The 25,729-nt window shown below is 41.9% G+C and carries 23 protein-coding genes, 1 tRNA gene and 1 pseudogene; 17 read left to right on the top strand and 8 right to left on the bottom strand.

The genetic code is table 11. The features are described 5' to 3' along the window. Positions 1-84 precede the first annotated feature (84 nt). Positions 85-169: transfer RNA gene (locus AAZR93_RS10035), tRNA-Leu, on the bottom strand. 570 nt (positions 170-739) lie between these two features. On the opposite strand from AAZR93_RS10035, the gene ampH reads away from it, so the two are divergent. Together ampH and AAZR93_RS10025 are read left to right on the top strand one after the other, a co-directional pair. Further along, entirely contained in the window at positions 740-1,963 is a 1,224-nt protein-coding gene (ampH, locus tag AAZR93_RS10030) for a D-alanyl-D-alanine-carboxypeptidase/endopeptidase AmpH (protein WP_434719727.1), read from the top strand. A 205-nt stretch (positions 1,964-2,168) separates the two neighbouring features. Further along, complete coding sequence (locus tag AAZR93_RS10025; RefSeq protein ID WP_294104095.1) at positions 2,169-2,663, top strand: hypothetical protein; 495 nt, start codon at positions 2,169-2,171, stop codon at positions 2,661-2,663. Between the two features lie 71 nt (positions 2,664-2,734). On the opposite strand, the gene lptG is transcribed toward AAZR93_RS10025, so the two are convergent. Beyond that, positions 2,735-3,811 carry an LPS export ABC transporter permease LptG gene (lptG, locus tag AAZR93_RS10020; RefSeq protein WP_294104097.1) on the bottom strand — a complete coding sequence of 359 codons (1,077 nt, stop codon included), beginning with the start codon at positions 3,809-3,811 and terminating at the stop codon, positions 2,735-2,737. Continuing rightward, positions 3,811-4,908 (bottom strand): LPS export ABC transporter permease LptF, encoded by a 1,098-nt coding sequence (gene lptF / locus AAZR93_RS10015; protein WP_336429297.1) that lies wholly within the window; start codon positions 4,906-4,908, stop codon positions 3,811-3,813. Before lptF ends, lptG begins: the two co-directional genes overlap by 1 nt. Before the next feature lie 278 nt (positions 4,909-5,186). On the opposite strand from lptF, the gene pepA reads away from it, so the two are divergent. The 4 genes from pepA (at position 5,187) to AAZR93_RS09995 (ending at position 11,053) form a co-directional block, all read left to right on the top strand. After that, positions 5,187-6,698 (top strand): leucyl aminopeptidase, encoded by a 1,512-nt coding sequence (gene pepA / locus AAZR93_RS10010; RefSeq protein ID WP_294104102.1) that lies wholly within the window; start codon positions 5,187-5,189, stop codon positions 6,696-6,698. A 319-nt stretch (positions 6,699-7,017) separates the two neighbouring features. Next, positions 7,018-7,467 carry a DNA polymerase III subunit chi gene (locus AAZR93_RS10005; protein ID WP_336429301.1) on the top strand — a complete coding sequence of 150 codons (450 nt, stop codon included), beginning with the start codon at positions 7,018-7,020 and terminating at the stop codon, positions 7,465-7,467. Between the two features lie 10 nt (positions 7,468-7,477). Further along, complete coding sequence (locus tag AAZR93_RS10000) at positions 7,478-10,372, top strand: valine--tRNA ligase (RefSeq protein WP_434719983.1); 2,895 nt, start codon at positions 7,478-7,480, stop codon at positions 10,370-10,372. A 168-nt stretch (positions 10,373-10,540) separates the two neighbouring features. Beyond that, a complete protein-coding gene (locus AAZR93_RS09995; protein ID WP_434719726.1) occupies positions 10,541-11,053 on the top strand; it encodes a GNAT family N-acetyltransferase in 513 nt (170 codons plus the stop codon). 73 nt (positions 11,054-11,126) lie between these two features. On the opposite strand, the gene rraB is transcribed toward AAZR93_RS09995, so the two are convergent. After that, a complete protein-coding gene (gene rraB, locus AAZR93_RS09990) occupies positions 11,127-11,546 on the bottom strand; it encodes a ribonuclease E inhibitor RraB (protein ID WP_294104108.1) in 420 nt (139 codons plus the stop codon). A 161-nt stretch (positions 11,547-11,707) separates the two neighbouring features. Here rraB and argF point away from each other — a divergent pair, with 161 nt between their 5' ends. Beyond that, complete coding sequence (argF, locus tag AAZR93_RS09985) at positions 11,708-12,733, top strand: ornithine carbamoyltransferase (RefSeq protein WP_434719725.1); 1,026 nt, start codon at positions 11,708-11,710, stop codon at positions 12,731-12,733. Positions 12,734-12,850: 117 nt separating this feature from the next. On the opposite strand, the gene phnX is transcribed toward argF, so the two are convergent. Both phnX and phnW read right to left on the bottom strand, forming a co-directional pair. Further along, positions 12,851-13,660: a phosphonoacetaldehyde hydrolase gene (gene phnX, locus AAZR93_RS09980; RefSeq protein ID WP_434719724.1), complete on the bottom strand. Its 810-nt coding sequence runs from the start codon at positions 13,658-13,660 to the stop codon at positions 12,851-12,853. After that, positions 13,657-14,772 (bottom strand): 2-aminoethylphosphonate--pyruvate transaminase, encoded by a 1,116-nt coding sequence (gene phnW, locus AAZR93_RS09975; protein ID WP_434719723.1) that lies wholly within the window; start codon positions 14,770-14,772, stop codon positions 13,657-13,659. Before phnW ends, phnX begins: the two co-directional genes overlap by 4 nt. Positions 14,773-14,913: 141 nt before the next feature. On the opposite strand from phnW, the gene phnR reads away from it, so the two are divergent. The 5 genes from phnR to phnV all read left to right on the top strand — a co-directional run bounded on the left by phnR (position 14,914) and on the right by phnV (position 19,556). Beyond that, entirely contained in the window at positions 14,914-15,633 is a 720-nt protein-coding gene (phnR, locus tag AAZR93_RS09970) for a phosphonate utilization transcriptional regulator PhnR (protein ID WP_294104114.1), read from the top strand. A 131-nt stretch (positions 15,634-15,764) separates the two neighbouring features. Beyond that, a complete protein-coding gene (phnS, locus tag AAZR93_RS09965; RefSeq protein ID WP_434719722.1) occupies positions 15,765-16,778 on the top strand; it encodes a 2-aminoethylphosphonate ABC transporter substrate-binding protein in 1,014 nt (337 codons plus the stop codon). A 6-nt stretch (positions 16,779-16,784) separates the two neighbouring features. Then, complete coding sequence (gene phnT, locus AAZR93_RS09960; protein ID WP_434719721.1) at positions 16,785-17,894, top strand: 2-aminoethylphosphonate ABC transport system ATP-binding subunit PhnT; 1,110 nt, start codon at positions 16,785-16,787, stop codon at positions 17,892-17,894. 1 nt (position 17,895) lies between these two features. After that, on the top strand, positions 17,896-18,756 hold the full coding sequence (gene phnU / locus AAZR93_RS09955; RefSeq protein ID WP_434719720.1) for a 2-aminoethylphosphonate ABC transporter permease subunit: 861 nt from the start codon (positions 17,896-17,898) through the stop codon (positions 18,754-18,756). Positions 18,757-18,758: 2 nt separating this feature from the next. Further along, positions 18,759-19,556, top strand: coding sequence for a 2-aminoethylphosphonate ABC transport system, membrane component PhnV (gene phnV, locus AAZR93_RS09950; RefSeq protein WP_434719719.1), 798 nt, complete (start codon positions 18,759-18,761; stop codon positions 19,554-19,556). Between the two features lie 43 nt (positions 19,557-19,599). On the opposite strand, the pseudogene AAZR93_RS09945 reads toward phnV, so the two are convergent. Further along, positions 19,600-19,692 (bottom strand): annotated as a pseudogene (locus AAZR93_RS09945) (type II toxin-antitoxin system VapB family antitoxin); the annotation flags it as partial. A 394-nt stretch (positions 19,693-20,086) separates the two neighbouring features. Between AAZR93_RS09945 and pyrB the strand changes: the two are divergent. From pyrB to nrdG, 5 genes are all read left to right on the top strand, one after another. Beyond that, a complete protein-coding gene (pyrB, locus tag AAZR93_RS09940; RefSeq protein ID WP_336429316.1) occupies positions 20,087-21,022 on the top strand; it encodes an aspartate carbamoyltransferase in 936 nt (311 codons plus the stop codon). A 13-nt stretch (positions 21,023-21,035) separates the two neighbouring features. Then, the gene (gene pyrI / locus AAZR93_RS09935; RefSeq protein ID WP_294104124.1) at positions 21,036-21,500 is read left to right on the top strand and encodes an aspartate carbamoyltransferase regulatory subunit; all 465 of its coding nucleotides are present in this window, start codon (positions 21,036-21,038) and stop codon (positions 21,498-21,500) included. Positions 21,501-21,600: 100 nt separating this feature from the next. After that, the gene (gene ridA / locus AAZR93_RS09930) at positions 21,601-21,987 is read left to right on the top strand and encodes a 2-iminobutanoate/2-iminopropanoate deaminase (protein ID WP_294104128.1); all 387 of its coding nucleotides are present in this window, start codon (positions 21,601-21,603) and stop codon (positions 21,985-21,987) included. A 405-nt stretch (positions 21,988-22,392) separates the two neighbouring features. Continuing rightward, positions 22,393-24,531, top strand: a complete 2,139-nt coding sequence (nrdD, locus tag AAZR93_RS09925; protein WP_434719718.1) for an anaerobic ribonucleoside-triphosphate reductase — start codon at positions 22,393-22,395, stop codon at positions 24,529-24,531. A gap of 16 nt (positions 24,532-24,547) precedes the next feature. Further along, complete coding sequence (nrdG, locus tag AAZR93_RS09920) at positions 24,548-25,012, top strand: anaerobic ribonucleoside-triphosphate reductase-activating protein (protein WP_434719717.1); 465 nt, start codon at positions 24,548-24,550, stop codon at positions 25,010-25,012. 15 nt (positions 25,013-25,027) lie between these two features. Here nrdG and AAZR93_RS09915 read toward each other — a convergent pair whose 3' ends face one another. After that, on the bottom strand, positions 25,028-25,465 hold the full coding sequence (locus tag AAZR93_RS09915; RefSeq protein ID WP_434719716.1) for a YhbP family protein: 438 nt from the start codon (positions 25,463-25,465) through the stop codon (positions 25,028-25,030). Between the last annotated feature and the right edge of the window lie 264 nt (positions 25,466-25,729).

The raw sequence follows: 25,729 nt of genomic DNA, 5'->3' as shown, positions 1-25,729 counted from the left end.
AGACTGAAAAGTGGGGAAAAGCCTTGTAAAACTGGGATTTCAGATACAAAAAAAGACGTCCGTTGACGTCTCTTGATGTTCTTATGGTGCCGAAGGCCGGAATCGAACCGGCACACCCGAAGGCGGTTGATTTTGAATCAACTGCGTCTACCAATTCCGCCACTCCGGCACTGAAGTGATGTGTTTCTTGGGAAACGCCGTCATTATACTTGCCTCACGCGCTCTGGCAACATTTATCTTGAAGATTCAGATTGTTCGATTAAAAAAAAAGCATATTCCATAAATAAAGATGAAAAGAGTGCAATATCCCTAAAATAATTCAAGCGACTTATCGATTTGCAGTGAAACTATGTCCAAAAAAATATGTCCTAGTCCTATATTTTCTGAAACTACAGTAACTAAATAATTTTCAACACTAAACATCAAAAACACTCATGCCACATGAAACATATCGGGTATGACTTTTTTGTTTATTTATGAATAGATAATTATTGTGAGTTTTGTACTAACTATTTTAATCACCGCAGGACACTGATGGCTGGCAGCAAAGCGTAAATTTTGTTAGTTTATCCGCAATCTTGCACAAATATTTAAGGCATCATCATGGGTTTTGTTGGGTGGATAGCAATAGGTATCGTTATTGGCATCTTAATTGGCGTCATAATGAAAATTTTCGCTAAGAAAAAATAATATTGGCTGAAAAGTCATTTGCAAACAATCATATCGGCTGGCTTCTAACATGAAGAAATCGTTTTTAAAAATATTGTCAGTATCAGCACTGTCTCTCGCCTTGATGGCCTGTTCTACCCCGACAGAAAAACAACCAAAGTTTCTGCAAGGTAATGATGTTACATCCCCTGACTGGCAAGTTTTTGAGGGAGATAGACGGACGTATGAACGTGTCGCTAAGATTGTCGACCTTTACGCAAATCGTATTTTTAATGAAAGCGATGCGCGCGGCATGGCTATTGTGGTTATTGATAATAACCAAGTCCTGACTCGTTATTATGGCGAAACAGCGCCCGGTAATGGCAAAAAACCAGGGCCGAATTCATTGATTCGCATTGCTTCTGTTTCTAAATTAATGACAAGCGAAATATTAATTAAACTAGAACAAGATAAAAAACTGTTAATTACTGACCCTCTTCAGCAATATAGCTACAACGGCGTTACTGTACCGGACAACAATAGTGGACAACCTATTCGTCTTTACCATTTAGCGAGCCACACCAGTGGGCTTCCTCGGGAGCAGCCTGGGGGGAAATGGGGGCGCCCTGTGTTTATTTGGCCGACCCAAGATAATCGTTGGACATGGCTAAGAACGGGAAAACTCGATGCGACGCCGGGTACTGAAGCGTCTTATTCAAACCTAGCCTATGACCTGCTTGCAGATGCGATGATCAAAGCATCTGGACAATCCTATCCACAATTATTTAGTCGCTATGTCACTTCACCTGCCAAAATGACGGAAACCACTTATACGCCAAGTAATGCGCAATGTGCCCGATTAATGGAAGGCACCAAGCCAAGCCCTTGTCACAATACCCTCGCAGCGGCAGGCAGTGGTGGTGTGTATTCAACACCTGCAGATATGCAAAAGTGGATGCAACAATTTTTATCCACAGATAGCAGCTTAAGAAAATCAACGGCCGCGCGTGAACAAGGTATTTATTTCCCTCGAAATAAATTAATAGACATAAAAGGGATGGATGTTGCTGGCCAAGCCGATGGATTAGGGCTCGGCTGGGTTTATATGAAGCCTAAAAACGGTATCCCGGGTATATATCAAAAAACCGGCGGTGGCGGTGGTTTTAACTCTTATATGGCGATGATCCCACAACAGAATATTGGTATTTTTGTCGTGATGACCCGCAAAGAAAGCAGCAAATTCAGTAAACTAACGATTGGTGTTAACGAACTAGTTGCTTCGTTATCATCGAACCATGCGTATGGAAAACATTGAAAGGGTACCGCCGACGCAGTTAACGCACTGGCGAGTTATACCCCAATCTTAAAACGCGGCTTTGTTCGTGTTCTCACACTGATCGCAACAACTGCCTGATAAATTCAGGCAGTTTCTCGAGCAGAAACTGCTTTTTTGCAATTATTTAATCATATCAACCGCTATTCTTAGACCCAACCGTTTGTAATCATAAGCAGGGACTAAGATGAAATTACCACCATTATTTTCTTTTCACATATTGCGCTTATATCCAGCTAAAAGTGGAGTTATCTCTGCATTTAGTCAGCAATTAACAGCGGTACGCGGTCACCATAAAATGTACCCATATCCTGAAAAATCTGAATATGTCAGCATTGATCTTTCAAGACTAACTAATGAAACCTACAAGAACCCGAACTATAAAGAGACCGATGAATATAAAGAATTGGTTGCTATCACTCGACAAGAAGCGAACAAACAGTTTGCCGAAAAAATAAGAAAGAACGCCTATTATCTTAATAACTCATACAGCGCAAATGGGAAATTGTTTTCTTACGCACAAAGGATGGCGAATAAAACTAAAAGCTGTGTGATAGGAATTAAAGGTGAAAGAAGCGGCAAAGACAAAGAGGAAAACACAACCCAACAAGTATTTTTTCAGCCACAAGGAAAAATTAAAGCCGTACTCTGTAGTATGGGTAATTTTATCTTCGGCAAATAATATACATGTAGATAAAAAAGGCGGTGAGTTCATTCGACTCCACCGCCCTTTTTATCGAGATTAATACTGTTTTATTTTCGTTTCACCAACAAGACAATACTCACCGCTAGGAATAATAGACTCGGCAATGCCGCAGCAATAATCGGAGGCACGGAATAGACTAAACTCCAGTTACCAAACCCTTCATTGAGCACATAAAACAAGAAGCCCCCCACAATACCTGAAATGACGCGAACGCCCATTGGCACGGTACGTAATGGCCCAAAGATGAACGAAACCGCCATCAACATCATGACCGCCGCAGACAGTGGCGCTAATATTTTTTTCCACATACTGAGCTGATATACCGCAGCTACCTGACCACTCTCTTTTAAATAAGAGACGTATTGATACAGGCCACGAATAGAAAGCGAATCCGCATTAAGTGAAACTATTCCTAATTTCTCAGGCGTTAAATTGGTTTTCCAATCAACGGTTAAACGTTGGGAACCATTGATTTTCTTTTCACTGCTTAATATTGATTCATCGACTTGCGATAAAACCCAAAATTGATTTGCAGTATCGTAAGTGCCACTCGAGGCAAACATCACAGATTGCAGTTTTTGTTGCTCATTAAAGCGATAAATAGAAACATCTTGAATTGAAGTGGAATTATTGATGCGCTGAATGTGAATGAAATCACGACCATCCTTCGCCCACATACCTTCGTCCGTCACCACCAATGAATTACCCACAATCTTTTCAGCGCGATAATTTCTAGCCCATTGCTCGCCTGCTGGCGCTATCCATTCACCAATAAACATTGCAATAATAACTAGTGGAACAGCGGTTTTCATCACGGAAAGCGCTATCTGTAAACGGGTAAAGCCAGAAGCTTGCATCACCACCAGTTCACTACGCGAAGCGAGAGCACCAAGCCCCATTAATGCACCAAGCAGCGCCGCCATAGGAAAAAAGATATCGATATCTTTCGGTACCGTTAGTAAGGTAAAAACCCCTGCGCTAAGCGCGGTATAATCACCATCACCGACTTTACGTAATTGTTCGACAAACTTGATGATCCCCGCAAGGGAAACCAATAAAAATAGCGTCATCAGAATAGAATTTAGGATGGTTCGACCGATATATCTATCTAAAACACCAAACATCAGGCTACCCCTTTACTAAATTTGACGCGTATACGGCGCATTGGCAATGTATTCCACATATTTAAGACTATCGCTAAGGCTAAATAGCCAAAATTGACTATCCACATCGCATATTTAGGGTCAATGTCATCTTTACTTGCGCTATTGCGGAGCGTACTTTGCAACAAGAAGAATATTAGGTACAAAAGCATTGCCGGTAGCATGCTCAATACACGGCCTTGGCGAGGATTCACTTCACTTAACGGCACCACCATCAAGGCCATTACCACCACGGAGAAAACAATGGTTAAGCGCCAGTGGAACTCAGCATTGACGTCAGGCGTGTTCTCTTTCCACAGCTGCAACATATTTTTTTGTTCAACTCTATCCTGACGGGCTTCGGTGGATTTATGGTCAACAACCGCCTGATAGTTCACAAAATCAGTAATTCGAAAATCGCGTAATAATGCAGTGCCCTCGTAACGAGTGCCTTCATTGAGAACGACGACTTGACGACCTTCTTGGTCTTCTTTCATATAGCCGCTATCTGCCACAACGACAGATGGTCGCTGTTCATTGGCAGCACGTAATTGGGCTAAGAAAACATGTTGAAAATTATTTCCTTTAACATCCCCAATATACAACACAAAATTACCATCTTTGGTGGTTTTAAATTGCCCTTCCACCATCGCCGCGAGGCCTGGGTTAGCTTTTGCATCCGCTAATACCTGTTCTTGATATTGAGATGACCAAGGCAACATCCAGGTAATATTACCGATAGCAACGAGTGCCGTGAGGGTTGCGAGTACTAGTGCTGCTTTCACCAATACATCTTTACCAAGACCACAGGCATGCATCACCGTGATTTCGCTTTCAGTGTAAAGTCGACTGTATGTCATTAATAGCCCAAGAAATAGGCTCAAGGGCAGGATCAATTGCGCCATTTCAGGCACACCTAACCCTAGCAAAGGAAGTACTAAGTTTGATGGAATATTACCCTGTACCGCCGCACCGAGAATATCGATGGACTTTTGACTAAAAAAGATCAACATCAGCACAAAAAGTATCGCTAATTGACTTTTCAGGGTTTCTCGTACCAAATATCTAATAATTATCACGCTTATTACGCCTGTGAAAACTTGTCTTTTGGGTAGAAAATGGCTAAGTTCGTTTCATGTCTGCCATTTACTAACATATACTCTGGTTTATTGTAAGGCTAGAATGATATAAAAGCATTCTCTATACTGATAGACAAATCAGAACATGCTTAATTTTAGTAAAAAACCAGATGTTCACGCAGTTTAACATAAAGAGTTCACTCTCTATGAGGTAGATCATGCGAAACGTTAATTCTAACGAGCGCATTGGCCTTTGTCTTTAAGATTCAGGAGAACGCATGGAGTTTAGTGTAAAAAGTGGTAGCCCGGAAAAACAACGCAGCGCATGTATTGTTGTCGGAGTCTTTGAACCACGCCGTCTGTCCCCTATAGCTGAACAGCTGGACAAAATTAGTGACGGATATATCAGCGCCCTGCTGCGCCGCGGGGAACTTGAAGGTAAAGTAGGGCAATCCCTGCTACTCCATCATGTACCTAATGTTCTATCTGAACGCATTCTCCTTATCGGTTGCGGTAAAGAGCGTGAATTAGATGAGCGTCAATTTAAACAAATTATTCAGAAAACAATTAGTACTCTGAATGAAACCGGCTCAATGGAAGCAGTTTGTTTCTTAACTGAGCTGCATGTTAAAGGTCGCAACAATTACTGGAAAGTTCGCCAAGCGGTAGAAACGGCAAAAGAGTCACTCTACGTCTTTGATCAACTGAAAAGTAACAAAACAGAACATCGCCGTCCACTGCGTAAATTGGTCTTCAATGTACCAACGCGTCGTGAATTGACTAGCGGTGAACGTGCAATTTCTCATGGCCTCGCTATCGCCTCTGGCGTTAAAGCAGCAAAAGACTTGAGTAATATGCCGCCAAATATCTGTAACGCTGGTTATTTAGCATCACAAGCTCGCCAATTAGCTGATATTTCAGATAACAAGCTCACCACCCGTGTTATCGGTGAAGAGCAAATGAAAGATTTAGGTATGAATGCCTATCTTGCCGTCGGTCAGGGTTCACAAAACGAATCACTGATGTCGATTATGGAATATAAAGGCAATCCAGACCCAGATACTAAGCCTATTGTGTTATTGGGCAAAGGTTTGACCTTTGACTCAGGTGGTATTTCAATCAAACCTGCCGATGGCATGGATGAAATGAAATATGACATGTGTGGCGCGGCATCGGTTTATGGCGTGATGCGTTTTATCACCGAATTACAGTTACCTATCAATGTCGTTGGTATCTTAGCAGGTTGTGAAAACATGCCTGGCGGTAAAGCATATCGTCCGGGTGATATTTTAACGACGATGTCAGGTCAAACGGTTGAAGTACTAAATACCGATGCCGAAGGTCGTTTAGTGTTATGTGATGCCCTCACTTACGTTGAACGTTTCGAACCTGAGCTAGTTATTGATATCGCGACCTTAACAGGTGCTTGTGTTATCGCGTTAGGTAGCCACTATACGGGATTGATGTCGAACCATAATCCACTCGCGCATGAATTGCTTAATGCATCAGAGCAAGCGGGTGACCGTGCTTGGCGTTTACCATTAGCGGATGAGTATTTTGATCAGATAACGCCTAACTTTGCTGATTTAGCGAACACCGGTGGCCGTCCAGCGGGTGCAATTACCGCAGGCTGTTTCCTTTCTCGCTTTGCAACGAAGTATAATTGGGCTCACTTGGATATCGCCGGTACTGCTTGGCGTTCAGGTAAAGCAAAAGGCGCGACAGGCCGTCCTGTATCTATGCTGGCACAGTTTCTACTGAACCGCGCAGGCCTAAATGGTGATGATTAGTCTGAGCTAATTTTCTTCCTTTAAATTAGGTAGAAACTAAATCAATCCCGAATCACCTATCTCTGTGATTCGGGATATTATTTTTTAGCGATATCAAATCAAGTTCAATATAATTTGAGCAACCATCAACCGATTTTGCGGCTGCTGCAAAACAGGTTATAATTCACCAATCTTACGGTAATAGCCGCTCTTGCAAATTGATGCACAGCAAATCACCAATTAAACTTGTCGTGTTTAAAAATGAGACGCTCATCAGTATGTGACTAGTGCAAATGAACGTAGTCAACAATTCTGCGGCACGAAGTATGACGGGTATATGATGAAGAACGGCACTTTTTATTTACTAGAACAACCGTCTCCACAGGCCGAGTTAGAAGCCCATGAATGGCTGACTTGTCAACTTGCGGCGCAAATGTGGCGCAATGGGAAACGTGTTTTAATTGCGTGTGAAACTGCGCAACAGGCCGAAAAAATAGATGAAGCACTCTGGCAAAGAGAGCCGAATCAATTTGTGCCTCATAATCTTGCAGGTGAAGGGCCCCGCTATGGCGCACCCGTTGAGATTTGTTGGCCCGCTAAAAGGGGCAATACACCTCGAGATATACTGATTAATTTACAAAATCAGTTTGCAGATTTTGCCACCGCATTCCATGAAGTGATAGACTTCGTCCCTATCGAAGAAACTTTAAAACAGTTGGCGCGTGAGCGGTATAAAATCTACCGTAGCGTCGGCTTCAATTTGACTATGGCCGCACCGCCAACTTACTGAATACGAAATGATGGAAAATAAACCAGAAAACACAATAAACGAGCCTTCCCTCGATAAAACCTATAATCCTACCGAGATTGAGCAGTCACTTTACGCTCAGTGGGAGAAAAATGGCTATTTTAAACCTCATGGTGATACTAGCCAAGAGAGCTTCTGTGTCGTTATTCCGCCACCGAACGTCACCGGTAGCCTGCACATGGGCCATGCCTTCCAGCAAACTATCATGGATACCATGATCCGTTACCAACGTATGCAAGGTAAAAATACCTTATGGCAAACAGGAACAGACCATGCGGGTATCGCGACTCAAATGGTAGTTGAGCGTAAAATTGCAGCTGAAGAAGGCAAAACGCGTTATGACTACGGCCGCGATCAGTTCATTGATAAAATTTGGCAATGGAAAGCAGAATCAGGCGGTACTATTTCTCAACAAATGCGTCGCCTAGGCGATTCAGTTGACTGGGATCGCGAACGTTTTACGATGGATGAGGGCTTATCTAAAGCAGTTAAAGAAGCTTTCGTTCGTATGTACAAAGAAAATTTAATTTATCGTGGTAAGCGCCTCGTTAACTGGGATCCAAAACTGCACACTGCAATTTCAGATCTCGAAGTTGAGAACCGCGATATCAAAGGTTCAATCTGGCATTTACGCTACCCACTAGCAGATGGTGAAAAAACGGCTGAAGGCAATGACTACTTAGTCGTCGCGACCACGCGCCCAGAAACCATGCTCGGTGATACTGCTGTTGCCGTAAACCCAGAAGATCCTCGCTACAAAGATTTAATTGGCAAAGATATTATTCTGCCAATCGTTAATCGTCGTATCCCAATTATTGGTGATGAACACGCTGATATGGAAAAAGGAACAGGTTGTGTGAAAATCACACCTGCTCACGACTTTAATGACTATGAAGTCGGTAAACGCCACCAGTTAACCATGATTAACATCATGGATCTCGATGGCAACATTCGCAGTGAAGCGGAAGTGTTCGATACCAATGGTAACCCATCAACGGCCTTCAGTTGTGAAATCCCAGAAGCTTACCGTGGTGTAGAGCGTTTTGCTGCCCGTAAAGCGATTGTCGCTGCGTTTGAGCAATCTGGTCTACTGATTGAAGTTAAACCACACGATTTAACTGTGCCTTATGGTGACCGTGGTGGCGTGGTTATTGAGCCGATGCTAACTGACCAATGGTATGTTCGCACTGCACCTTTAGCTAAAGATGCAATCAAAGCGGTTGAAGATGGTCGCATTCAGTTTGTCCCTCGCCAATATGAAAATATGTATTTTTCATGGATGCGTGATATCCAAGATTGGTGTATTTCTCGCCAATTGTGGTGGGGTCACCGTATCCCTGCTTGGTATGATGAGAAAGGCAACGTCTACGTTGGTCGCGATGAAGCTAAAGTGCGTCGTGAAAACAATCTCAGCGATGATATTGCCCTGCGTCAAGATGACGATGTATTGGATACTTGGTTCTCCTCTGGTCTTTGGACGTTCTCAACTCAAGGCTGGCCAGAAAATACCGAAGCACTAAAAACTTTCCATCCAACTGATGTATTAGTCAGCGGCTTTGATATTATTTTCTTCTGGATTGCCCGCATGATCATGATGACCATGCATTTCGTCAAAGATGAAAACGGTGAGCCACAAGTTCCATTCAAAACTGTCTATATGACAGGTCTGATTCGCGATGAAGAAGGCCAAAAAATGTCTAAATCCAAAGGGAACGTTATTGACCCGCTGGATATGATTGACGGTATTTCGCTAGAAGCGTTACTCGAAAAGCGTACAGGCAATATGATGCAGCCACAATTGGCTGAAAAAATTGCTAAACGTACTCAAAAAGAGTACCCAGAAGGTATTGAGGCTCATGGTACTGATGCCCTACGCTTCACTTTAGCTGCCCTTGCATCAACCGGACGTGATATCAATTGGGATATGAAACGTCTATCAGGCTACCGCAATTTCTGTAATAAATTATGGAATGCGAGCCGTTTTGTGTTGATGAATACAGAAAATCAAGATTGCGGCCAAAATGGCGGCGAAATGAGTTTCTCATTGGCCGATCGTTGGATCATGGCGCAGTTTAATCAAACCATAAAATCTTATCGTGAAGCGCTTGATACTTATCGTTATGATATCGCAGCAAATATTCTGTATGATTTCACATGGAATGAGTTCTGTGACTGGTATTTAGAGCTATCAAAACCTGCGGTTCATAAAGGTAATGATGCTCAAGTTCGCGCAGCACGCTTTACCCTGATTGAAGTGCTTGAAGGTCTATTGCGTCTTGCTCACCCTATCATTCCATTTATCACCGAAACCATTTGGCAGCGTGTTAAAGTGGTTAAAGGGATTGATGCCGATACCATTATGTTGCAGCCTTTCCCTGAATTTGATGCAGCAAAAGTTGATGAACTGGCATTAAGTGATTTAGAGTGGATTAAAGAAGCCATTATTGCGGTACGTAATATTCGTGCTGAAATGAATATTTCGCCGGGTAAACCACTTGAATTAATACTACGTGGTGCATCTGAAGATGCTAAACGTCGTATCGCTGAAAACCAAAACTTTATTCAATCTATGGCTCGGTTAGCCAGTATCCGCATATTATCTGAAGGTGAAGAAGCGCCAGTTTCTGTCACTAAATTGATTAATGGCGCTGAGCTATTAATTCCAATGGCAGGTCTAGTTGATAAAGACGCTGAACTCGCTCGCCTAGATAAAGAGCTGGAAAAAGTCACCAAAGAAATTGAATCAATCGAAAGCAAGCTGGCAAATGAAGGTTTTGTAAGTCGCGCCCCTGCTGCCGTTGTTGAAAAAGAACGTGAGCGTTTAGGTGTTAATATTGAAGCGAAAGCTAAAATTGAAGCACAGAAAGTGACGATTGCCTCTTTGTAATCAATTTTCCATATAAGTATTAACGCCCTGATTAGCTTGCTACTCAGGGCTTTTTATTGCATCTTAATTCAAGCATTATCAACTTACTACCTTCACAACTCTCAGATTGAAGTTCCCTTCTGGTTCTCTTTGCACTGAGTTATACACAATAATAATGAAGAGTTTCATATGACAATAAATACACCAGACACAACTCAAAATTACCAAATTCGCCTTCTTGAACAACGTGATAACGCTGGAATTGCCGCTATTATTCGTAAAGTTTCTGCGGAGCATGGACTTACTGCTGATAAAGGCTATGCGATCGCTGACCCGATTTTAGATACACTTTATGACGTTTATAGCCAGCCTCGTAGCGCATATTGGGTTGTTGAAATGCAGGGTGAAATTGTCGGTGGCGGTGGAATATCTCAACTTGCAGGTGGTGATAGCAAAACGGTAGAACTACAGAAAATGTATTTGTCTTCGGCACTGCGCGGTAAAGGGCTGGCAAAGAAAATCGTCCTAATGTCGTTAGAATTCGCCAAAGCACAAGGCTATACACGTTGTTATTTAGAAACAACGGCAGATTTACAAGCTGCAATTAAATTATACGAGAAATTAGGTTTTGAGTTTATTGATGAGCCACTAGGTCACACTGGCCATGGTGACTGTGAAATCAGAATGTTAAAAACATTGTAAAACACACATTTTCAACACAAAAAAGGATAGCATTTCGCTATCCTTTTTAATTCAACAACACTGAAAATTAAACTTAGTGAATACGATCTTCAGGCTCTTCATCACCTTCATCATCACCGTCTTCATCATCTTCACCGTTTGGATCTTCAAAATAGGTGCCCCAACCATCATAATTAACGCCCATTTTTTCAGCGAGCTTAATGAGTTGGTCAACTTGCGCGTCGATCAATTCTGCCTTTAATGGCGATTCACTAACAACATCACAACACATTAATGTGATACCGTTTTCAACTTCTAACTCTTCTGCATCAGTCACTTCATAACCGAGTTTAAATGCTTCAACGGCGGCTTTTTCAAGTAAAGCAAAATCGTCTGCTGAGAAGTGATGCTCAATTGCATACAGCGCATCAGGATCGCTACCATCTTCGAGCAGCTCTTCAATAATTAAACGAGTTTCTTCGTTCTGTGCCTCTAGTTCAGCTTTATCTACCATGTCACACCCCTTATTCCGTAATCGCTTGTCTTATGCCATTCTCCCATAGGGTTGACAGTGAAACCATACCCATGACAACAATTTCTTTTTGATAAGGGGTTGATTTTGAATTTTTATGGATATAAATTGAATATTAATTCAATAATAAAAGGCATGTATTTATGAATCCCTTATATAGTAGGCATTTTTTAAGGTTACTTGATTTTACATCTACCGAAATTAATTCACTTTTAAAACTATCCGCTTGGTTAAAGTCACAAAAAAAAGCCGGTACTGAACAACCCCTCCTTACGGGTAAAAATTTCGCCCTCATTTTTGAAAAAGATTCGACTCGTACTCGCTGCGCTTTCGAGGTCGGTGCTTTCGACCAAGGTGCTAAAGTCACTTACCTCGGCCCTTCTGGTAGCCAAATCGGCCACAAAGAAACCATGAAAGACACCGCGAGAGTACTTGGACGGATGTATGACGGTATTCAGTATCGGGGATTCAGCCAAAACAATGTTGAAACCTTAGCCACGCACTCGGGAGTGCCTGTATGGAATGGACTAACCAACGAATTCCATCCCACACAGTTATTAGCCGACTTGCTTACCATTCAGGAACATCAACCCAATAAACCATTATCAGAAATTAAATTCGCTTACCTCGGCGATGCGCGCAATAACATGGGCAATTCATTGCTAGAAGCCGCAGCCCTCACAGGCTTAGACTTACGTTTAGTCGCCCCCAAAAGCTGTTGGCCAGAAGAGCAACTGGTTGAAGATTGTCAAAAAATAGCCAAAACAACCGGTGCAAAAATAACGCTAACGGAAGACGTCGCGCAAGGCGTTAAAGATACTGACTTTATTTATACTGATGTATGGGTTTCAATGGGTGAACCTAAAGAAGTTTGGGCACAGCGTATTAATTTATTAAAGCCTTATCAAGTCAACATGGATGTCATCAAACTCACCGGTAATCCTAACGTGAAATTTTTGCATTGCTTACCTGCATTTCACAACGAGGACACAACCCTTGGTGCGCAGTTAGCAAAAGAATTCAATATGTTCGGTGGATTAGAAGTGACAGAAGAAGTATTTGAATCGCCTTATAGTATTGTGTTTGATCAAGCCGAAAACCGTCTTCATACTATCAAAGCCGTCATGGTTGCAACATTAGCACCTGAGTTACCTGTTGGCAGTTTTTAATATTTCGTTGAATTATGCTTAGCTCAAGCATATTTAGCACAATGATATTCAAGGTAATAATATTCAGGCCAAGTAGGCGTTTAACTTAATAAAACACCTACTTAGGCCGCCCATTATCTATGGTCGTTCGCCTTTGGCTAACCGATCATTTATCACACCAATAAGTTGTGGCAAATCAGCTAATGTATCAATAACGTAATGAGCACCTGCGGCAAATAACTTAGCAGCGGCTTTTTGGCGAAGTTCTAAAATGGCATCATGGGGCATTGTTTGGTATTCATCCCACGTTTTACCAAATTCATTGCCTGATAGCACAACTCCAACACTCCACATTCCTGCATTGAGTCCTTCAGCAATCCCCGGTACAGCATCATCCACTTTAATACATGAAGCGACTGAATCAATACTAAGCTCAATCACATTCTGTAGCGCCATCCAAGGCCCCGGCCTACCACCAGCCGGTATATCATCACTCGCTACCCAATAATCAGGGCTATAACCTAGTCGCGCTGCGGCAGGCACTAATTTTTCCATCACCGCTCTTGGATATCCTGAACAAGAACCTATTTTTATTTCCTGAGTACGAAGTGCTGCAATAGTTTGAATCACACCCGAAATAGGTGCCGAAAAATCAACAACTTTAGCTATTTGCAATGGCATAAACGTAGCATAAATAGCGTCAATATCGTCATTGTTCATCGAACGGCCAAATTTGTTTTGCCAACAAATATCTATTTCAGGTAACTTTCCTAATGCTTCAATATGTTGCCACTTCCCTAAGCCCATTGGTATACGTGCTTGTTCCAGCGTAATATCAATATCAAATGCGCGATGAAATGCCTCAATAAAAATTTGTGTCGGGGCAAATGAACCAAAATCAACAGTGGTTCCTGCCCAATCAAGAATAACAGCCTGAATTCGGTTCATTTCTCGTCCTTATTTTCCCAGTCAATAGCGTTTTCGATTGCGATTAATAACGCGGTAATATCGTTTTCGTACACTTCCCCAATATTGCCAATACGAAAGCAATCACGCTGAGATACTTTTCCGGGGTAGATAACAAAACCTTGTGATTTCAAACGTAAATAAAATGTTTTAAATTGATAATCTGTTGTTTTTGGCGAGTAGAAAGCAGTAATAATTGGTGAATGTAGAGCATCTTCCAATAACGTGTTAAACCCCAATGCTTTCATACCGGCGACCAATTTGAGTTGATTGCGTTGGTAACGTTGGTAACGTGCTGCTATCCCGCCTTCTTGCGCTAATTCCTGTAAGGCTTGCGCAAAAGCCAATACCGTATGAGTTGGGGAAGTAAAACGCCATTTACCCTGAAAATCTTCCATGCAGCGCCATTGTGCATGCAAATCTAAAGATAAAGAACGAGAGCGCCCCTCACATTTTTCGAGCTCTTCTGTTCGCGCTATGACAAAAGCAAATCCAGGCACCCCTTGAATGCACTTATTTGCCGAGCTAATCAAAAAATCAATATTCAGCGCGGCGATATCCATTGGAATGCCACCAAAACTACTCATCGCATCCACGATGTAACACTTGTGATAACGCAGAGCGAGCCTCGCTACTTTCTCAATTGGATTGAGGATCCCCGTTGTTGTTTCACAGTGCACCATCGCAATATGGGTAATTTGGCTATCCTGCTGTAACCGTTGCTCAATTTTTTCGATATCCGGTAACATGACCTCATCACATGCATATACTGTATGTTGAAGTCCCATACGCTGCGCCATTTCAACCATCCGCGCACCATAGGCACCATTGCTAATAATCAATATTTTATCTTGTGAACCGATGGCTCCGCCTAAAACGGCTTCCACCGCATAGCTGCCGCTGCCTTGTAATAAGACGGATGAATAACCTGTTTGTGTTGTTGCAAGGGAAACAAGCTGCTGACGAATGGATTGCACCACATCGAGGTTATAATCATCGTCCCATGTACAACTATCAAACAACATCGCCTTCTTAACCGTGTTTGAAGTTGTGAGCGGCCCAGGTGTTAAAAGCAAATAGTTACTGACTGTCATTAAAAAACCCACCATTGGTCTATACCAGATTACTCTTATAATGATGGTAGGCTGACTAAAAGGTCAAAGGAAAAATAGCCATGCAACAAAAAATTCATATAACTATGTATAATGGGCAAGAAAAAATAATTGTGAGAATCTATGAAACTATCCGCAGATGAGATGCCTCAATACTTACTAATCAAAGCGCAGCTACAGGCAAGAATTCAAAACGGGGCGCTAAAAAGTGGTGATAAATTGCCGTCAGAACGGGAACTCTGTACTATTTTCAATACCACTAGAGTCACTATTCGCGAAAGTTTGGCACAATTAGAATCTAGTGGAGCAATCTATCGCTCAGAAAGACGCGGCTGGTTCGTTACACCTGAGCGGTTGTGGTTAAATCCAACTCAAAATACCAATTTTCATAAACTGTGTCTTGAGCAGGGTCGATTACCGAAAACGACCTTACTTGATGGTCGAGTTGCAACCGTCCCTACCGATGCAATGGTACCGCTACAATTACAACCCTTTGAACAAATTTATTTACTCACACGCGTCCGTTTTGCGGATAACCGTGCAGTGTGTTATTGCGAAAATCATTGTTTACCCGCCCGCGTACCTGAATTACTACGCCATGATCTTAACGGCAGCTTAACCGAAGTTTATGAAACACATTTTGGTTTGATATACACCAGTATGCATTTATCTTTTTATCCCACAGCGATGCCCCCTCAAGCCGCAAATGCTTTAGGCGTTACCGTTGGTCGCCCAGCCTTGTTATTACAACGATTGAACTACGATCAACATGGGCGAATTCTAGACTATGATGTCGAATATTGGCGTCATGATAGCCTACGAATTGAGGTCGATACGCTTTAGTTGATCGACTATTTTAAGCAAGATAATTTTTAAATTAATAATTCTGTTTCATCTTTTTGTCACATTAGTTCATTAGCGTAGAAAACAACTGGTATATACCAGATTACCTTTACCGCTAATTGGAGACAACGATGAAACATTCCTACCTAACTTGCTTACTGATGGCTGCTTTTTGTTCTACTTCGGCTTTGGCTGCTCCTGTGGTTACTGTTTACTCTTCCGACGGGCTACATGATGGCAATAATAGTTGGTATCAAAATCAATTTGCTGCGTTTACCCAACAAACTGGCATTAAAGTACAGTATGTGGAAAGTGGTTCGGGGGCGATTGTTGAACGCCTAGCGAAAGAGCGAACAAATCCACAAGCCGATGTTTTAATTTCAGTTTCACCCTTTATTCAACGAGCCGTTAAAACACAATTACTAGCACAATTTACGCCAGAAGCTGCCGCTGTTATTCCTAACTCAACCCCTTACTACACCCCGCTGGTCAATAATTACCTCACCTTTATTTATAATGCCAAACTGCTAAAAACCCCACCAGCAAACTGGGCAGATTTGCTCGACAAGCGCTTTAAAAATAAATTGCAGTACTCTACGCCGGGACAAGCAGGTGATGGTACAGCTGTCATGCTACAAGTCTTCCACAGCTTTGCGAGCAAAGATGCGGGGTTTGATTATCTCGGCAAACTTCAAGCTAACAATGTGGGTCCATCAGCTTCAACGGGGAAATTAACTGCGTTAGTGAATAAAGGTGAGATTTATGTGGCAAATGGCGACTTACAAATGAATTTGTCACAAATGGCACGCAATCCTAACATCAAGATTTTCTGGCCCGCGGATGAAAAAGGCCAACGCAGCGCGCTTGATCTCCCTTATGTTGTCGGTCTTGTCAACCAAGGTCCCGAAACCGAAAATGGCAAAAAACTAATTAATTTCCTACTTAATAAGCAATCTCAAAGCCGTGTGAGTGAACTTTCATGGGGGCTACCTGTACGTTCCGATATCACCCCTAATGACGAACAATACCGTACCGCCATCAATACAATGAAAGGGGTAACAACATGGCATCCTAACTGGGATCAAGTTGAATTATCGTTATCAGCAGATATTTCTCGTTGGCACCAAGTAACTGAGAGCGAGTAATTTTCTATGTTGATGAAAAGGACATTAAGCACCCCGTTGAAAATAGCCGAACATTCGGGGATCACATTAGAGTCGTTACGGGTTTCTTACCCTCACAATGTGGTACTGAAACCTTTATCGCTAACGATTGAACCGGGTGAGATATTAGCGCTGATCGGCCCTTCAGGTTCAGGTAAAACGACAGTATTACGCGCTATTGCCGGTTTTGCACAACCCGACAGTGGCCGAATTTTAATTGGCAATAAGGATATTACTCACCTTCCCCCTTTCCAGAGGGGGCTGGGTATGGTTGTGCAAAACTATGCGCTCTTTCCCCATATGAAAGTGGAAGAGAATGTCGCATTTGGTCTGCGCGCTCAAAAACAGCCAAAAACATTAATCACTGAGCGCGTGGTTGAAGCCTTAAACATTGTCGGCATGAGCGATTATGCAACACGTTATCCGCACCAACTGTCTGGAGGTCAACAACAACGAATCGCTATTGCTCGCGCCATTGCAGTACGACCTCGAGTGTTATTGCTCGATGAGCCACTTTCAGCTTTAGATGCGCAAATTCGCCATAATATGGTTGAAGAAATTGCACGTTTGCATCGCGAACTCCCTGAATTAACGATTCTCTATGTCACACATGATCAAACTGAAGCCCTCGCACTTGGCGATAAAATTGGCATCATGAAAGATGGATATTTAGTGGCTCATGGTGAAAAAGAGGCGCTTTATCATCAACCCCCAAATCGCTTCGCTGCGGAATTCTTAGGTCGTGCAAATATTTTATCCGCGACGGTTTTGGGTTTATCAACAATACCAAACCAAATCAATGTAAGTTGTGGTGGTTCATTGATTGAAGCTCAAGCCACCACAATGCGTACAGGAACACATAAATGGGTGTGCCTACGACCTCAGCACATTAGTCTCACACCAAGAAATGATACTTCGAATCAATTATATGCCACTTTACGCGCTATTCGATGGCAAGGGGATTTAACCCATCTTGTCTGTGATGTCTCAGGTGAAAGCGTGACGGTCGCCGTGACGCATTTATCCTCTGCACCACGGATAGGGGATAAACTCACGCTGTGGTTTTCACCAACCAATACCATTTTAATTGAGGATTGATATGTCTCACATTAGTGCATTCAAGCAACCCTTTATTAAGCTAAGACCTATTTACTGGTTGCTACCGCCATTACTGGTATTAGCCACGTTATTTTTCTATCCACTTTTACTGATAGCGGAACAAGCCATACAAACACAATCAGGGCATTGGGGATTGGAAACCTTTTGGCAAGTGATTGAATCACGTCGATTTATCAATGGATTATGGAATACGCTGCAAATTGCTTTTTTCGCGACACTGGGCTGCTTAATGGTAGGTAGCCTATTCGCGATAATATTAGTGTTTATTCCTTTTCCTGGCAGCCGTTTAATCACTCAAGTTATTGATACGTTTATCGCATTACCCACTTTTTTGATTACACTCGCTTTTACCTTTATTTATGGCTCCGCAGGTTTATTAAATGGCTCATTAATGGCCGCTTTCAATATTGAACTCCCTCCCGTTGATTTTTTATATTCAATCAACGGCGTTATTTTGGCTGAAATCACGGTGTTCACACCACTTGTTATGCGCCCTTTGATGGCAGCATTAAGACAAATAGATAAAAGCCAACTAGAGGCAGCAAGTATTTTAGGTGCTCATCCTGCTCGTGTTATCAGACAAATTATTTTTCCTGCCGCGCTTCCCGCCTTATTAGCTGGTGGAAGTTTGTGTTTATTACTTACAACGAATGAGTTTGGCATCGTATTGTTCATCGGTGCCAAAGGTGTGAATACACTACCTATGATGGTCTACAGTAAAGCGATTCTTGAATCTGATTACACTGTGGCCTGTATGATAGCGCTGATAAATATACTTATCTCATTAGGATTGTTTTTCTTATACCGAGTGGCGACAACTCGCCTCAGTGCAAAGGGGTAAGTATGCTTATTTGGTCTAAAAGAGGGCGAATTACAGCGAGCATTATCGCCATCGCTCTATTTTCATTACTATTTTTATTGCCGCTGGGTATGATCTTACTGTCCAGCTTAACTAAGCAATGGAATGGTATTTTACCATCAGGTTTTACCATTTCTCATTTTATCAATGCATTTAGCGGTTCCGCTTGGGACGCCATATTATCCAGTTTAATTATTGGGTTCAGTGCGAGCTTGTTCGCTTTGGTATGCGGTTTATGGGCGGCATTAGCGTTACGGCACTATAGTGGCAGATTACAAAAATATCTCAGTATCATGTTCTATTTACCCAGTGCTATTCCATCAGTTTCCATTGGTCTTGGAACCCTCGTGGCTTTCAGTCAAGGTTACTTGCAAATGAATGGGACATTTTGGATTATTTTTTCTGCTCATTTTGTCTTAATTTCAGCATTCACCTTTAGCAATGTCTCGACTGGTTTAACCCAAATTTCACCTGATATCGAAAATGTTGCCTTCAGTTTAGGCGCCTCTCCAGGGTATCGATTATTCCATGTCACGCTACCATTATTGATGCCTTGGATAATTTCAGCGCTTGCACTCAGCCTTTCCCTTTCATTAGGCGAATTGGGGGCGACCATGATGTTATACCCTCCAGGTTGGGCAACGTTACCTGTGTCTATTTTTAGCCTAACCGACAGAGGAAATATCGCTGATGGCTCTGCATTAACAATAGTATTAGTGGTGATAACATTGATTCTAATGAGGTTACTCGAAAGAGTGGCTAAGCGGCTGGGGCAAAAATAATTATTGAATACAAATTATCATGCAAAGCCCTGAATGGGCTTTGTAATTTTAACTCATTTACACCCTCAAAATCTTTAGGTAAACGGATGGCTCGATTATTACCGTTTCTAAATATAGAAACTGTTTTTGTCCTCATCAGATACCTCCTTTGAATCAGCTCTAACATATGTCAAATAGACAGCTAATCACTGAACTTATCATTTTCTTCTTCAACCGTAATCATCTCTATGATTTTTCGGTTTTATCTTTATAGATTAAATATCAACCAAATTGCAAAATGCAAAAAAAATTCATTTTTCTTTATGCAAACGCTTGCGTCAAACAAAGAGATGCGTATAATTCGCCACAATTTGTCGGGAGAAACCATGAACGCTGCTATTCTATTATTGACTCAGAATACCTCCACCGCACTGCCTTCGAGCGGTCTGGACAGCCAGTTTTTCCCCTCCGTATTTGAAAAAAAGCCCCTCATTGAGGGGCTTTTTTTTGGCCTATCCCCTAACGCGTCTTGCTGACACAGGAGAATAACGATGCCGAACCCTCTATACCTTCGCGACATAATTTCTATTAACGATCTCGATCGCTCTGATCTCGAACTGGTGCTTAAAGTTGCTGCCGCACTAAAAAAACAACCTCAACCCGAGTTTCTTAAGCATAAAGTTATTGCTAGTTGTTTCTTTGAAGCCTCGACTAGAACTCGTTTGTCTTTTGAAACTGCAATTCATCGCCTTGGCGCATCTGTGGTCGGTTTTTCTGACAGCACCAATACATCGCTAGGAAAGAAAGGGGAAACCTTAGCAGACACTATCTCGGTCATCAGCCAATATGTTGATGCGATAGTCATGCGCCACCCTCAAGAAGGTGCCGCACGTCTAGCAAGTCAATTTGCAGGACAGATCCCCGTCATTAATGCCGGAGATGGCTCTAACCAGCATCCAACGCAAACTTTACTCGACTTGTTTACCATTCAAGAAACCCAAGGCCGTTTAGAAAATCTACAAGTGGCAATGGTGGGTGACCTTAAATATGGCAGAACAGTACATTCACTCACTCAAGCGCTCTCTAAATTTAAAGGCAATCACTTTTATTTTATCGCCCCTGAAGTACTGGCGATGCCAAATCATATTTTGAATATTCTTGAAGAAAAAGGCGCAACTTATAGCCTACATAGCAACATCGATGAAGTTATGCCTGAACTCGATATCCTTTATATGACTCGCGTACAAAAAGAGCGCCTAGATCCATCTGAGTATGCCAATGTCAAAGCACAGTTTATTTTACGCGCCGAAGACCTGCATTCTGCCAAACCGAATTTAAAAGTTTTACACCCATTACCTCGTATCGATGAAATTACCGTCGACGTTGATAGCACTCCTTACGCCTACTATTTCCAACAAGCAGGAAATGGGATTTATGCGCGACAAGCATTGTTGTCACTGGTGTTAAATAAAGAATTGGCCATCTGAGGAGAAAATAATCATGACTCACGATCATAAATTACAAGTTGAAGCCATCAGCCACGGTACTGTCATCGACCATATTCCCGCTCAAATTGGTTTCAAACTGCTAAAACTGTTTAAGCTGACCAAAACTGATGAACGTATTACTATTGGATTGAATTTACCCTCAAGTAATTTAGGCAAAAAAGATATAATTAAAATTGAGAATACTTTTTTGACTCCTGAACAAGCCAACCAATTAGCGATGTATGCACCGGAAGCTACCGTAAATCGTATCGAAGATTATCAAGTTGTTGAAAAACTAGAGCTCACATTACCTGAGCATATTGATAATGTGTTGGTGTGCCCAAATAGTAACTGCATCAGCCATAATGAACCCGTTTCTAGCAGTTTTCGCGTTAAGAAAATTGATAAAGAAGTCGCACTTACCTGTCGATTCTGCGAAAAAGAATTCGATAGAGATGCAGTGATCAATAATCAGTAAACAATTTAAGCGTAAACTGTTGCTTTGTATGGGCGCTATCAGCGCTTATACTAACAGTCAATAGCTCGTAAAGTTGTTTCCTCGATTAAACGGAGTAGTTATGTCATACGAAATTAATACAGAAAACGCACCAGCCGCTATCGGTCCTTATGTACAAGGTGTTGATTTAGGCAGTATGGTTATCACTTCAGGTCAAATCCCTGTTAATCCAAAAACCGGCGAAGTACCTGAAGATATTGCTGCGCAAACTCGTCAATCACTCGATAACGTAAAAGCAATTTTAGAAAAAGCAGGCTTAAAAGCCTCTGATATCGTGAAAACAACAGTATTTGTGAAAGATTTGAATGATTTCGCTACTGTTAATGCGACTTATGAAGAATTCTTCAAACAACATAATGCACCATTCCCTGCGCGTTCATGTGTTGAAGTAGCTCGCCTTCCAAAAGATGTCAAAATCGAAATCGAAGCTATTGCAGTTCGTAAATAATGACTAACAATTAATAAAACTATCAAACTAGTGAATTGAATGTAGTCACTGCCTTCTATTGATAGCAATGCGCTATTAGAAGGCAGTCTCTTTTTATTTATCCGCCTTTTACTCCTCACCGCCAATTAGCAATTATTCTCATTCATTGCAAACAAAAAAACGCGAATAATCCTTTTTTTATTTTTATCTCTGCGCTTTTGATATTCATACAAATTATTTTTTTCCTTGTTTTAAATCAAACTAGCGTCATCTAAAAAAAAGCAATAACCTATATATTGTGCTTTAATTACAACACAAGACACAATATGTAGTGTTTATTCACATTTTATCCACAGATTGACTCACACAACTATGAATAATAGATAACACTGTTTATCTGTGGATAACTAAAGAAGGAGCTTTAAAGTGGGAACGGTTGTTATTAAAAGAGATGGTTGTCAGGTCAGCTTTGGCCTTCCGAGAATTCAAGAAGCCGTCAAGCGCGCTGCCGCTGCGGCGAATGTTAAGGATGACAATTACTGTCTTCAGGTTGCCTCCGTTGTAACGGAACAACTGTGCAACCGTGACAAAGTCGATATTCGCGAAATTCAAGATGCGGTAGAAAACCAACTCATGGCAGGCCCTTATAAGGACTTGGCTCGCGCCTATATTGAATATCGTCACGATAGAGATAGCGAACGCGAAAAGCGCAGCCAACTCACGCATGATATCCGCGGCCTCATTGAACAAAGCAATGTTTCTTTACTCAATGAAAATGCCAATAAAGACAGCAAAGTTATCCCCACTCAGCGCGACCTACTGGCTGGCATTGTAGCTAAACATTATGCCAAACAACATATTTTGCCACGCGACATAGTTCAAGCCCATGAACGCGGTGAAATTCACTATCACGACCTCGATTACGCGCCATTTTTCCCAATGTTCAACTGTATGTTAATCGACCTTGAAGGCATGTTAACTAATGGTTTTAAAATGGGAAATGCAGAAATTGAACACCCTAAATCAATTTCAACTGCAACCGCAGTAACCGCACAGATTATTGCTCAAGTTGCTAGCCATATTTATGGTGGTACAACGATTAACCGTATTGACGAAATTTTAGCGCCTTATGTCAAAACAAGTTATGACAAACATCTTAAAGTCGCCAAAGAATGGAATATTGCGGATGCCGAAGGCTATGCACAAAGTCGTACTGAAAAAGAGTGTTACGATGCTTTCCAATCTTTAGAATATGAAGTTAATACCTTACATACCGCTAATGGACAAACGCCATTTGTCACCTTTGGTTTTGGCTTGGGGACTTCAAAAGAAGCACGCCTCATTCAACAATCTATTTTGAAAAATCGGATTGCAGGTCTTGGCAAAAATCGTAAAACCGCGGTGTTCCCAAAACTGGTGTTTGCCATTAAAAAAGGCTTAAACCACCAACTTGGCGACCCTAGCTATGATATCAAACAACTCGCTCTTGAGTGCGCTAGCAAACGCATGTACCCCGATATTCTTAACTATGACAAAGTTGTTGAAGTCACTGGCTCATTTAAAACACCAATGGGTTGCCGCAGCTTCTTAGGCGTCTATGAAGAAGATGGCCAGCAAATCCATGATGGACGCAACAATATCGGCGTCATCAGCCTTAACTTGCCACGTATTGCTATTGAAGCGCAAGGCAATGAAGATGCATTTTGGATATTGCTCGAAGAGCGTCTATCTATTGCGAAAAAAGCCTTAATGACCCGTATTGCGCGCCTCGAAAATGTCAAAGCCCGCGTCGCCCCGATCCTCTATATGGAAGGTGCTTGTGGCGTAAGATTAAAAGCGGATGATAATATCGCAGAGATTTTTAAAAATGGTCGCGCCTCTATTTCGCTGGGCTACATTGGCTTACACGAAACAATTAATGCACTATTTGGCAACCAAACTCACGTCTATGACAGTGAACAACTCAGAGAAAAAGCCGTCGCCATTGTTGATCGACTACGCCAAGCTACTGATAAGTGGAAAGAAGAAACTGGCTATGGTTTTAGTTTATACAGTACACCAAGTGAAAACTTATGCGATCGCTTTTGCCGCATTGATACTGCCGAGTTTGGTGTGATCCCGGGCGTAACAGATAAAGGTTATTACACCAATAGCTTCCATTTGGATGTTGAAAAACAAGTTAATCCTTACGATAAAATTGATTTTGAATCGCCTTATCCACCTCTCGCAAATGGGGGGTTCATCTGCTATGGCGAATATCCAAACTTACAACATAACGTTAAAGCCCTTGAAGATGTTTGGGATTACAGCTATCAGCACGTTCCTTACTATGGTACCAACACACCTATTGATGAATGTTATGAATGCGGTTTTTCAGGCGAATTTTCCTGTACCAGCAAAGGGTTTACCTGCCCTGCCTGTGGCAATCATGATACAACGCGAGTTTCTGTAATTCGCCGCGTCTGCGGTTATTTAGGCAGCCCGGATGCAAGGCCATTTAATGCAGGAAAACAAGAAGAAGTAAAACGTCGAATTAAGCACTTAGGTAATGGGCAACTTGGGTAAATATTAGGTTAATAACATGAATTACCATCAATATTATCCCGTTGATGTCGTTAATGGCCCCGGTACACGTTGCACCCTGTTTGTTTCAGGGTGCGTTCACCAATGCCGAGGTTGTTATAATAAAAGTACATGGCGGGTAGATTCAGGCATTCCATTCACGCAAGAAATGGAAGATAGGATAATTCAAGATTTACAAGATACGCGGATCCGCCGACAAGGCCTGTCCCTTTCAGGCGGCGATCCTCTGCATCCTGCTAATCTACCGGCGATACTGAAATTAATTAAACGGGTAAAAACAGTTTGCCCCGATAAAGACATTTGGCTGTGGACAGGTTATGAATTGAATGAATTGACGTTAGAGCAACAAAAAGTGGCTCGACTCATCAACACACTCATTGATGGCAAGTTTGAACAGGATTTATATAACCCTTCTTTGGTCTGGCGTGGAAGCAGCAATCAAGTGTTCCATAAACTACGTTAACTCATTGATACATAATTAAGCTTCTCTCTCCCAGAGGAGCTTAGTACCAAAACCTAATTTATTATCGACCATTTTAACCTTTTGTAAGCAAAGCTGCCAAACGGGTAGTTTCGCTGTCAATGCGATAGGAAAGCGCTGGCAATAAGCCGCTCTAGCCTGTTGTTCAACAATACCGTCAAGTACTTCAATGCTTCCCGTGAATTGAACACCCTGAATTTTACTCACCTCTTTAGTTTGTGCCGAAACTGTACCTGCAACTTGCGGGTTAGCTAGCATCAATTTGCCATGGGTCGAATTTGGGTCAGTCATTAGAATTAAGCTCATCACTTGCGCATCAAATGCATAATAACAACTGGCAGGCCAGATATCATATTCATGATAAGTAAATAAAGAAAAGACGTGTTGGCGGGAAAAATAGCGCTGAATATGTTTTAGAGATTGTTCTGGCGTCATAGCGTTTTCCTGATTAACCCGTTCAGAACAAGCTTTTGGGAGATTCCCCTTAAGCTTGCTTAAACTGTTCTGAACGTAGGCGTAAATTCGCTATTACTATACTCTAGATATTAAAGCTTTCACTCTAAATACCTAAGCATTACTCTAAATAATTCGAGTTGTAGCTAGGCAGCAAGTGAACGAGACGCTAGGAGCATACAAAAGTATGTGACTAGTGCGAATGAACGCGGCCAACAACGCTACGGCTCGAAGTATGACAAGTAA

The sequence above is a fragment of the Providencia sp. Je.9.19 genome (assembly GCF_051129765.1).
Taxonomy (GTDB): Bacteria; Pseudomonadota; Gammaproteobacteria; order Enterobacterales; family Enterobacteriaceae; genus Providencia.
This window is presented reverse-complemented; position numbering and strand designations above follow the sequence as displayed.